The sequence below is a fragment of the Vibrio sp. Y29_XK_CS5 genome (assembly GCF_024181835.1).
In the GTDB taxonomy this organism is placed as follows: Bacteria; Pseudomonadota; Gammaproteobacteria; order Enterobacterales; family Vibrionaceae; genus Vibrio; species Vibrio harveyi.
The window spans coordinates 307,760-318,910 of sequence record NZ_JAMZAM010000006.1 but is presented as its reverse complement, the minus strand read 5'-3'; the positions used below and the strand labels follow the sequence as shown (position 1 = coordinate 318,910).

The 11,151-nt window shown below is 46.2% G+C and carries 11 protein-coding genes; 10 read left to right on the top strand and 1 reads right to left on the bottom strand.

What is annotated here, in order from left to right; translation table 11 throughout:
- Positions 1–693 precede the first annotated feature (693 nt).
- The 8 genes from ftsB (at position 694) to rpoS (ending at position 6,671) form a co-directional block, all read left to right on the top strand.
- The gene (ftsB, locus tag NL647_RS22080; RefSeq protein WP_005452106.1) at positions 694–975 is read left to right on the top strand and encodes a cell division protein FtsB; all 282 of its coding nucleotides are present in this window, start codon (positions 694–696) and stop codon (positions 973–975) included.
- A 1-nt stretch (position 976) separates the two neighbouring features.
- Complete coding sequence (gene ispD / locus NL647_RS22075) at positions 977–1,687, top strand: 2-C-methyl-D-erythritol 4-phosphate cytidylyltransferase (RefSeq protein WP_253650678.1); 711 nt, start codon at positions 977–979, stop codon at positions 1,685–1,687.
- Between the two features lie 14 nt (positions 1,688–1,701).
- Positions 1,702–2,178, top strand: a complete 477-nt coding sequence (gene ispF, locus NL647_RS22070; protein ID WP_005425365.1) for a 2-C-methyl-D-erythritol 2,4-cyclodiphosphate synthase — start codon at positions 1,702–1,704, stop codon at positions 2,176–2,178.
- 45 nt (positions 2,179–2,223) lie between these two features.
- The gene (gene truD / locus NL647_RS22065; RefSeq protein ID WP_154203409.1) at positions 2,224–3,267 is read left to right on the top strand and encodes a tRNA pseudouridine(13) synthase TruD; all 1,044 of its coding nucleotides are present in this window, start codon (positions 2,224–2,226) and stop codon (positions 3,265–3,267) included.
- Positions 3,267–4,043, top strand: coding sequence for a 5'/3'-nucleotidase SurE (gene surE / locus NL647_RS22060; RefSeq protein ID WP_009698768.1), 777 nt, complete (start codon positions 3,267–3,269; stop codon positions 4,041–4,043). Before truD ends, surE begins: the two co-directional genes overlap by 1 nt.
- Positions 4,043–4,669, top strand: coding sequence for a protein-L-isoaspartate(D-aspartate) O-methyltransferase (locus tag NL647_RS22055; RefSeq protein ID WP_005452113.1), 627 nt, complete (start codon positions 4,043–4,045; stop codon positions 4,667–4,669). The genes surE and NL647_RS22055 overlap by 1 nt, the downstream gene beginning before the upstream one ends.
- Positions 4,670–4,683: 14 nt before the next feature.
- Positions 4,684–5,607 carry a peptidoglycan DD-metalloendopeptidase family protein gene (locus NL647_RS22050; RefSeq protein ID WP_253650677.1) on the top strand — a complete coding sequence of 308 codons (924 nt, stop codon included), beginning with the start codon at positions 4,684–4,686 and terminating at the stop codon, positions 5,605–5,607.
- 80 nt (positions 5,608–5,687) lie between these two features.
- On the top strand, positions 5,688–6,671 hold the full coding sequence (gene rpoS, locus NL647_RS22045; RefSeq protein WP_005452115.1) for an RNA polymerase sigma factor RpoS: 984 nt from the start codon (positions 5,688–5,690) through the stop codon (positions 6,669–6,671).
- Between the two features lie 93 nt (positions 6,672–6,764).
- Here the strand turns inward: rpoS and mutS are convergent, their stop codons facing one another.
- Positions 6,765–9,326, bottom strand: a complete 2,562-nt coding sequence (gene mutS / locus NL647_RS22040) for a DNA mismatch repair protein MutS (protein WP_154203410.1) — start codon at positions 9,324–9,326, stop codon at positions 6,765–6,767.
- An 85-nt stretch (positions 9,327–9,411) separates the two neighbouring features.
- On the opposite strand from mutS, the gene pncC reads away from it, so the two are divergent.
- Complete coding sequence (pncC, locus tag NL647_RS22035) at positions 9,412–9,894, top strand: nicotinamide-nucleotide amidase (RefSeq protein WP_253650676.1); 483 nt, start codon at positions 9,412–9,414, stop codon at positions 9,892–9,894.
- Between the two features lie 201 nt (positions 9,895–10,095).
- A complete protein-coding gene (gene recA / locus NL647_RS22030) occupies positions 10,096–11,139 on the top strand; it encodes a recombinase RecA (RefSeq protein WP_005436413.1) in 1,044 nt (347 codons plus the stop codon).
- Positions 11,140–11,151: the final 12 nt, after the last annotated feature.

The window sequence follows — 11,151 nt, the reverse complement described above, 5'->3', positions numbered from 1 at the left end:
GCTTATTCTTAACTGAATTAACAGCTTAACTTAAAGCTTTTGAAAACGCCTCGCACTTGCGGGGCGTTTTTTTATATGACGGAAGCTCTAAGTGAGCGCGCTCCTCCATGTTTCAAGGAAGCGGTTTCAAAGAAGTTAAAGGCCAGGCTTAATTCTTAACTGAATTAACAGCTTAACTTAAAGCTTTTGAAAACGCCTCGCACTTGCGGGGCGTTTTTTTATATGACGGAAGCTCTAAGTGAGCGCGCTCCTCCATGTTTCAAGGAAGCGGTCTCAAAGAAGTTAAAGGCCAGGCTTAATTCTTAACTGAGTTAACTGCTTAACTTAAAGCTTTTAAAAACGCCTCGCACTTGCGGGGCGTTTTTGTATCTGACATATGGGAACGCTATGCTTCGAGAGGCAGGAACGGGCTTCGCCCTTCGGGAGCGCTTCTCTTCGAAAGGTAGGAGCGGACTTGGCTCTTCGATAGCACTTCACTTGGCGATATGAGGACTGACTTTGTCTTTCGCTCACGTTGATTTGTCATTCCCAAGAACGACGAAGGAGAGAGTAGGGAATCTCTTTGTTTCATTTTGCTGCTTTTTTCCTGTAAGGAGCGTGTGAGTCTCTTTTTCTACCCTAGAGCCAACCACGCATTTATGCTATATATGTCACCTTATCTAATCCCTTCCGGTACAGAATGTTAGCAACGATATGCGAATCTTTGTTATAGCCCTTACGTTACTGTTTGGCTGGCTTCAATATACCCTCTGGTTTGGCAAAAACGGGGTGTCTGACTACTACACAGTAGAAGATGAAATTGAAGTGCAGCAGCAAGTAAACAGCAAGCTGCAAGCTCGTAATAACGAGATGTTCGCTGAGATTGATGACTTACGACAAGGTCTTGATGCAATCGAAGAACGTGCACGTCATGAACTTGGTTTGGTTAAAGATGGCGAAACCTTCTACCGAATTGTCGATGAGGAAGAGCATTAATATGTTGGATACTAACACTCCAACCCATATTGCTATCGTGCCAGCCGCAGGTGTTGGCAGCCGCATGAAGGCAGATCGCCCAAAACAATACCTGTTGATTGACGGCAAAGCGGTACTGGAACATACCGTAGAGAAACTGCTTTCTCACCCAAAGATTTCTAAGGTTGTCGTGGCTATTACCGACGGCGACCCATACTACCCTGAACTCTCCATTGCTCAGCACCCTGATGTGATTCGCGTGGCTGGTGGTAAAGAAAGGGCAGACTCTGTGTTATCAGGGCTAAACTATGTAAGTACACATCTGGAAAGCGAGTGGGTATTAGTCCACGACGCTGCAAGACCGTGTGTATTAACATCCGATATTGACCATTTGATCGACGTTTGTAGCGCACACCCAACTGGTGGCATCCTCGCATCTCCAGTGAGAGACACAATGAAGCGAGCAAACGCAGCACAAGATATCGATCATACGGTAGATAGAGAAGCATTGTGGCATGCATTAACTCCACAAATGTTTAAAACTCAGCAGCTTACCCAAGTGCTGGCTGACGCATTGGAACAAGGTGCAACCATCACTGATGAAGCTTCGGCTTTGGAATGGTTGGGCGAGAAGCCGGCTTTGGTTCAGGGGAATGCGAATAATATTAAAATTACTCAGCCAGAAGATCTTGCGTTAGCCGAGTTTTATCTAAGCCGTGAGCGCGGCGAATAAAGAAAGGATAGAAAATGATTCGAATTGGTCATGGTTTCGACGTACATAAATTCGGTGGTGAAGGTCCGGTAATTATTGGGGGCGTAGCGATCCCATACGAACAAGGTTTAATTGCACACTCTGATGGTGATGTAGCGCTGCATGCGTTAACGGATGCACTGCTTGGCGCTATTGCTGCAGGCGATATTGGTCGTCACTTCCCTGATACGGACGACAAATGGAAAGGTGCAGACAGTCGTGAACTACTGAAAGACGTTTATCGCCGAGTCAAAGAGCAAGGCTACCGTCTTGGTAATGCCGATGTCACTATCATGGCACAAGCGCCGAAGATGGCACCGCACATTGACGCAATGTGTGCTGCTATTGCCGAAGACCTTGAAACCGACATTAGCAACATTAACGTAAAAGCAACGACGACAGAACGTCTTGGTTTTACTGGACGCAAAGAAGGCATTGCAACGGAAGCAGTTGTACTTCTGTTTAAGCAATAATTAGCAATTTGCTCCTCTAAGCTGTGATATCAGCGGAAATACATCATGTCAGACATTTTATCTTCATTGGCTTACCTAACAGGTAAGCCAGTTGCATCTGCAAAAATCAAAGCGCAGCCAGAGCACTTTCAGGTTCGCGAAGATTTAGGTTTTGCCTTTACGGGTGAAGGCGAGCATTTAATGGTTCGTATCCGTAAAACAGGTGAGAACACCAGTTTCGTTGCTAACGAACTAGCAAAAGCCTGTGGTGTTAAGTCGAAAGACGTTAGCTGGGCGGGTCTTAAAGACCGTCATGCTGTGACTGAACAGTGGCTAAGTGTGCATTTACCAAAAGGTGAAACGCCAGATTTTTCAGCATTTTTGGCGCAATACCCGAGCATCGAGATCCTAGCAACGGATCGTCACAATAAAAAACTGCGCCCTGGTGACTTAGTAGGGAACGAGTTCGTGGTTACTTTGTCTGAAGTGACAGATATAGCGGATGTTGAACAACGTCTTGAAAAAGTGAAACAAGTGGGTGTGCCAAACTACTTTGGTAGTCAGCGTTTTGGTAACGATGGCAACAACCTTGAAGAAGCACGTCGATGGGGACGCGAGAACGTTCGTACCCGCAATCAAAACAAACGCAGCATGTATCTGTCAGCGGCTCGTTCGTGGATCTTCAACCGCATTGTTTCAGCTCGCCTAGAGAATGGTGTATTTGACAAGTTCATCGACGGTGATGTTGCGCAGACAGCTTCTGGCACTCAGTTAGTTGATGCAAGCAACATCGCCGAGTTACAAGCACAATTTGCTCAAGGCGAAGTGGCGATCACCGCGGCAATGGCGGGCGATAACGCACTACCAACTCGAGCGGATGCGCTAACCTTAGAACAACCGTTCTTAGATGAAGAACCAGATTTGATGGCACTGATTCGCGGTAACCGTATGCGTCACGACCGCCGCGATATCGCACTCAAGCCACAAGACCTAGCTTGGACGGTCGATGGTAATAACATCACGATGACATTCTCGCTGGATGCGGGTTCATTTGCGACCTCAATCGTGCGTGAGCTGGTCATCGAAGAAAAGGTAGAAAGAGAATATTAATGGAAATGGATTCACACAACGCGAAGCCATTAAGAATACTGCTCAGCAATGATGATGGTGTTCATGCTCAAGGAATTCATGCGCTTGCTGATGAGCTGAGAAGCATTGCCGAAGTAACGATTGTCGCACCAGATAGAAACCGCTCTGGTGCATCTAACTCATTGACGCTGGAGCAACCGCTGCGTGTCACCGAGATTGCGCCAAAGACATTCTCTGTGCAAGGTACGCCAACAGACTGTGTACACTTTGCGCTGAATGAGTTGATGAAAGATGATTTGCCAGACCTTGTGCTGTCAGGCATCAATCATGGCGCAAATCTAGGTGATGACGTTTTGTACTCCGGCACGGTGGCTGCTGCTATGGAAGGACACTTCCTTGGCGTGCAGGCGATTGCTTTCTCTCTAGTCGGTAAACAACATTTTGAATCTGCTGCTAAAATTGCTCGCCAGTTGGTTGAGCAGCATCTGATTCGCCCAATTCCAACCAACCGTCTATTGAATGTAAACGTCCCTGATCTTCCGTTTGAAGAACTTGGTGAGATAGAAGTGACTCGCTTGGGTGCGCGTCATCACGCTGAGAATATGATTAAGCAGAAAGATCCACGCGGACATGATATTTATTGGCTTGGTCCTCCGGGTAAAGAGCAAGATGCTGGCATCGGTACGGACTTTTATGCCATTGAACATGGTTTTGTTTCAATCACGCCGCTGCAAGTCGATCTCACCGCTCATGAGTCGCTGCGCGCAATGGACAGTTGGTTAAAGGAAGAGAGTTAATGAGTAACCCACATGCTGACAGGTTGATAGCGTTTCTTATCTCCAGTGGCATCAGTGATCAACGTGTGTTGGATGCGATTTATCGACTACCGCGTGAGAGCTTTGTCTCACAAGCAATGATGCACCAAGCGTACGACAACAATGCGCTGCCGATTGGTCAGGGACAAACTATTTCTCAGCCTTATATCGTTGCAAAAATGACAGAGCTACTTGATCTAAAATCGGACAGTAATGTTTTAGAAATCGGCACGGGCTCGGGTTACCAAACTGCAGTGCTTGCGCAAATTGTCGATCATGTCTATTCCGTTGAACGCATTAAGTCTTTGCAATGGGATGCTAAGCGTCGTCTGAAACAACTGGATATTTATAACGTCTCTACCAAACATGGAGATGGTTGGCTTGGATGGGAAGCGAAAGGTCCATTCGATGCGATTATTGTCACTGCGGCAGCGGAAAGTGTTCCCCAAGCACTTCTATCCCAGCTGAAAGAGGGCGGTAAGATGATCATTCCTGTTGGTGAAGATGAACAACAACTATTAAAAATTGAACGTCAGGGTGAACAATATCTGTCGACCGTGGTAGAAATGGTAAGATTTGTGCCATTAGTTGCAGGTGATTTAGCTTAAGGGTTAAAGACTAGGTGAAGAAGTTATTACGTCGTTTTGGTATTAGCTGTTTATTGGCTGCGGGACTGGTTGGTTGCGCGGCTCATTCACCTGCACCTGTTTCAAGCCTAAATAAAGATTACTCGACGGTTGAGCGTGGTAGTTATAGAGGGAGTTATTACGAAGTAAAGAAAGGTGATACCCTTTATTTTATTGCCTACGTCACAGATAAGGATGTAAATGATCTTGTTCGTTACAATGAATTGTCTGCGCCTTACACGATTTTCCCTGGGCAGAAGTTAAAACTTTGGGCTCCGAAATATGTTGCGCCTAAATATGGTCATAAAGTGGAACCCGTTGTTGCTCCTGTAGTTACGGCGAAACCTGTTCCAGTGACTAAAACATCAACAGCGTCAAAGCCGTCAAATTCAAGTAAAAGCTCTACTCAAAAACCTAAACCGACTAAGACTCAAGTTGCACAAAAACAGCCTCCAAAGAAGGTTGAACAATCCAAACCAAAGGAGTATGTTGGGTCAAAAGGTAATCAGAATGTTAAACCGAAACCGCCAGTAACTACCGCGAAAAACGATAAAGTATCGAAGTGGTTATGGCCAACAAAAGGGAGAGTAATCAAGAACTTCTCAGCGGGAGAACAAGGAAATAAAGGCATAGACATCGCAGGACAGCGTGGTCAGCCAATCGTTTCAACCGCAGCCGGCACAGTCGTGTACTCAGGTAATGCGCTACGAGGTTATGGCAACCTAATTATAGTGAAGCATAACGACAATTATTTAAGCGCATACGCACACAATGACAGATTGCTGGTCTCAGAAGGACAAAGTGTTAAGAGCGGACAAAAAATAGCGACCATGGGTAGTTCTGGTTCTAAATCCGTCAAACTTCACTTTGAAATTCGCTATCAAGGTAAATCAGTGAATCCAAAGCGCTATTTACCGTAGAACTTTGAATAACAACTTGCGACATCATTTAGCGACATATTGAGTTGTCATGTCTTGCTAACTCGCCAGGGGGAGGCGTTATGAGTATCAGCAACACAGTAACCAAAGTTGAAGAGTTCGAATATGATAATGCACAATCGGAAGGCATTTCTAACGGACTTGAAAAACCATCTAACGGAACCAAAACAGCAGCACGCGAAGAGTTTGATGCGAGCAGCAAGAGCCTAGACGCGACTCAGCTTTACCTAGGTGAAATTGGTTTCTCACCTCTACTTACTGCAGAAGAAGAAGTACTTTATGCACGACGTGCACTGCGTGGCGATGAAGCCGCTCGCAAACGCATGATCGAAAGTAACTTGCGTCTTGTAGTGAAGATCTCTCGCCGATACAGCAATCGTGGTCTTGCGCTTCTTGATCTTATTGAAGAAGGTAACCTAGGTTTGATCCGTGCGGTCGAGAAGTTTGATCCAGAACGAGGCTTCCGTTTCTCAACTTACGCGACGTGGTGGATTCGCCAAACGATCGAACGTGCGTTGATGAACCAAACTCGTACAATCCGTCTGCCAATTCATGTGGTTAAAGAGCTGAACATTTATCTGCGTACAGCGCGTGAACTTTCTCAGAAGCTCGACCATGAACCAACAGCAGAAGAGATTGCTGCACAGTTAGATATCCCAGTAGAAGACGTAAGTAAAATGCTTCGCCTTAACGAGCGTATTAGCTCTGTCGATACTCCAATCGGTGGTGACGGCGAGAAAGCGTTACTGGATATTATTCCTGATGCAAACAACTCGGATCCTGAAGTTTCCACTCAAGACGATGACATCAAATCTTCATTGATCCATTGGCTAGAAGAGCTGAATCCAAAACAGAAAGAAGTGCTGGCACGTCGTTTTGGTCTGCTTGGTTATGAGCCATCAACGCTTGAAGAAGTGGGACGTGAAATTGGTTTAACACGCGAACGTGTTCGCCAGATCCAAGTGGAAGGCTTACGTCGACTACGCGAGATCTTGATTAAACAAGGTCTGAACATGGAAAACTTGTTCAACGTAGAAGACGACTAAACGTAGGCAGCGATAGAGGCTAGATCAGAATAAACAAAAGGCTATGGGTGACCATAGCCTTTTTGCGTTTTACTGTACCAGTTAGCCCAATAACTAGAGCATCTTCTTCAAGCGGTATAGCTCTTCCAGTGCCTGACGCGGCGTTAAATCATCAGGGTCGATATTCGACAATGCTTGTTCAACATCACTAGGTTCAGGGATCAGGCTGAGTTGGTTTGCCACATCAACGGTACTCGGACGAGGTGAGTCATTACCTTGACCTAATTGTTCAAGCTGCGACAGTTTGTGACGTGCATTCTTGATGACTGGTTTTGGAACGCCCGCTAAACCAGCAACCGCTAGACCATAAGACTTGCTTGCCGCGCCTTCTTGAACGGCATGCATAAAAGCAATGCTGTCACCGTGTTCTACCGCATCAAGGTGAACGTTAGCGAGATTTGGCAGCAAGTTTGGCAGCTCAGTCAGTTCGAAGTAGTGCGTTGCGAACAGAGTCATTGCCCCAATCTGAGTTGCAAGCCATTCTGCACTTGCCCATGCCAAAGACAGACCATCGTAAGTACTGGTACCGCGACCAATTTCATCCATCAGCACCAAGCTGTTCTTAGTGGCGTTGTGAAGAATGTTGGCGGTTTCAGTCATTTCTACCATGAAGGTTGAACGACCAGATGCCAAATCATCAGATGCGCCGATACGAGTAAAGATACGGTCTAGAGAGCCAATATGAGCTGATTCTGCAGGAACGTATGAACCAATGTGAGCCATCAAAGCAATCAATGCAGTCTGGCGCATGTAGGTCGATTTACCACCCATGTTTGGACCGGTGATGATCAGCATCTTACGATCTGAGCTCAGTTCAATTGGGTTAGCTATAAATGGTTCGCTTGTTACTTGCTCCACGACAGGATGACGACCCGCTTGAATGCTAATGCCCGCTTCTTTGTCCAATGTTGGGCGACAGTAATCAAGTGAATCTGCACGCTCGGCTAGGTTTTGTAGTACGTCCAACTGAGAGATCGCCGAAGCAAGGTTTTGCATCTTCTCAAGGTTTGGCATCAACAAATCAAATAGTTCTTCCCACAGTTTTTTCTCAACTGCTAGCGCTTTTGATTTTGAATTCAGAACTTTATCTTCGTGCTCTTTCAGCTCTGGAATGATATAGCGTTCTGCATTTTTCAGTGTTTGGCGACGTACATAGTGTGGTGGAACCAAGTGGCTTTGACCACGGCTAACCTGAATGAAGAAACCGTGTACAGCGTTGTAGCCAACTTTTAGGGTGTCGATACCATGACGTTCACGCTCGTCTGCTTCGAGTTTTTCAAGATACTCGGTTGCACCGTCTGCAAGCTTGCGCCATTCATCAAGTTCCGCATTGTAGCCTTCTGCAATCACGCCTCCCTCGCGAATAACCACTGGTGGGTTTTCTTTGATTGCGCGCTCAAGTAAGTCACATACCTCATCCATTGGCGCAGCAAATTGAGCCAACTTTCTAAGATATGGGTGAGCTAGAGAAGAAGTGACTGCTTCCAACTCTGGCAGCTGTTGCATCGCATGGCGTAGACGAGCCATATCGCGCGGACGTGCTGAGCGTAGCGCCAAACGGGCTAGGATACGCTCGATGTCACCAATTTGTTTGAAGATTGGTTGAATGTCGGTGAACAAGCTCTGATCTTTGATCTCACCAATTGCATCAAGACGGTTGTTAAGAGTATCGACACAGCGCATTGGTTGATGTAACCAGCGCTTCAGCATACGGCTGCCCATTGGGGTCGCACAGTAATCGAGTACTTCGGCTAGCGTGTTATCGGTCCCACCAGATAGGTTTTGCGTCAACTCTAAGTTGCGACGTGTTGCCGCATCAAGAATGACTGAGTGATCTTGGCGATCAAACGTCAATGAACGAATGTGTGGTAGGGCAGTACGCTGAGTATCTTTTACGTATTGGATCAAACAACCTGCAGCACACAGACCCAGCGAAGCGTGCTCAACCCCAAAGCCTACCAAGTCGCGCGTACCAAATTGTTGGTTCAACTGCTGCTTAGCGGTATCTAGCTCAAATTCCCAGACAGGACGACGACGGTTACCGTTACGGTTTGACATCAGATGTACGGGTTCAAAATCTTCAGGGAAGAGTAATTCACGAGGCGCAGTACGTTGCAGTTCAGCAGCCATTGCTTCTTCGGTTTCAGGCTCAACTAATTGGAAGCGACCCGAAGTCACATCCAATGTCGCGTAACCGAACTTACCATTGTGATGGTAAATAGACGCAATCAGGTTGTCGATACGCTCTGACAGCAGTGCTTCGTCGGTTACTGTACCTGGTGTAACAATGCGTACTACTTTACGTTCAACTGGACCTTTGCTTGTTGCAGGATCGCCAATCTGTTCACAGATCGCGACAGACTCACCAAGCTGAACAAGTTTGGCTAGATAACCTTCAACGGCGTGGAATGGAACGCCAGCCATCGGGATAGGTTCACCTGCCGATGCACCACGTTTAGTCAACGAAATATCAAGCAATTGAGATGCGCGTTTAGCATCGTCGTAGAAGAGTTCGTAGAAGTCGCCCATGCGGTAAAACAGCAAGATTTCTGGGTTCTCAGCCTTTAGCTTGAGATATTGCTGCATCATCGGAGTGTGTTTTTGTTCAGCTTTCACAGGTAAGTACTTTTGTTTATTTCCGTAGCGGCTTAGGATACGTGAATCCCTATCAAGTAAAAAGAGACAAAGGGCATTTTTGGCTATGGAACGAGCAACAAAATTGAGTGCCGATTTAGGTGCATTATTGGCTAAGCATGGACATGTTTTAACGACGGCAGAATCATGCACGGGTGGCGGTGTTGTAACTGCTATTACTGATATTGCTGGCAGTTCTGCGTGGCTTGACCGGGCGTTTGTCACTTACAGTAATGAAGCCAAAATGGAGATGCTTGGTGTACAAGCTTCAACGTTGGAAGCACATGGTGCGGTGAGCGAACCTGTCGTGATTGAAATGGTACAAGGTGCCATTCGTAATTCGAATGCTACTATCGGCGTGTCCATCAGTGGTATTGCTGGACCAGGAGGAGGCAGTGAAGAGAAACCTGTCGGTACGGTCTGTTTTGCCTTCGCTGATAACCAAAACTGGCAGCAAGTGGATACCATGTATTTCACTGGTGACCGTGCTCAAGTTCGCAAAAAAGCGGTCGAACACGCACTGACTCAATTGTATCAACATCTGATTTAGAATTTGTGAAATTGCCTTAGCCCAGATTTGATAAGGGCTAGAGCAAATCATGACTTTAGGTCAGTCAAATTTTTTTCATACAGGTATAGACACTGTATGAATCAACAGTATAATAACTTTCATTGCTGAGCAGTTCTTCTGCTTAAGAAAAATGAATTACTATTCGTCGCCCAAAACAAGATGAATAAATCGGAGAAAGTAATGGACGAGAACAAACAGAAAGCGCTCGCCGCTGCGCTAGGTCAAATTGAAAAGCAATTCGGTAAAGGCTCTATCATGCGCCTTGGTGATAACCGCGCAATGGACGTAGAAACCATCTCAACGGGTTCTCTTTCTCTTGATATCGCTTTGGGTGCTGGTGGTCTACCAATGGGTCGTATCGTAGAAATCTACGGTCCAGAATCTTCAGGTAAAACAACGCTAACTCTTGAGCTGATCGCTGCTGCGCAACGTGAAGGCAAAACTTGTGCGTTTATCGATGCAGAGCACGCGCTAGACCCTGTATATGCGAAGAAACTTGGCGTTGATATCGATGCACTATTGGTTTCTCAGCCAGACACAGGTGAGCAAGCGCTAGAGATCTGTGACGCACTTGCACGTTCTGGTGCTATTGACGTTATGGTTGTTGACTCTGTTGCAGCACTAACACCAAAAGCAGAAATTGAAGGCGAGATGGGTGACAGCCACATGGGTCTTCAAGCACGTATGCTTTCTCAAGCGATGCGTAAGCTAACGGGTAACCTAAAGCAATCTAACTGTATGTGTATCTTCATCAACCAAATCCGTATGAAGATTGGTGTGATGTTCGGTAACCCAGAAACAACGACTGGTGGTAACGCACTTAAGTTCTACGCTTCTGTTCGTCTAGATATCCGTCGTACTGGCGCAATCAAAGAAGGTGACGAAGTAGTAGGTAACGAAACGCGCATCAAAGTTGTTAAGAACAAGATTGCTGCACCGTTTAAAGAAGCGAACACGCAAATTATGTACGGCCAAGGTTTCAACCGTGAAGGTGAGCTGATTGACCTAGGCGTGAAGCACAAGCTAGTTGAAAAAGCAGGTGCATGGTACAGCTACCAAGGCGACAAGATTGGTCAAGGTAAAGCAAACGCTTGTAACTACCTACGCGAAAACCCAGAAATCGGTAAGACTATCGATACTAAACTGCGTGAAATGCTACTTTCACCAGCACTGCCTGAAGCACCAGAATCAGGTGAAAAATCAGAGCAAGAAGAAGAGTTTTAATCTTCTTACTGA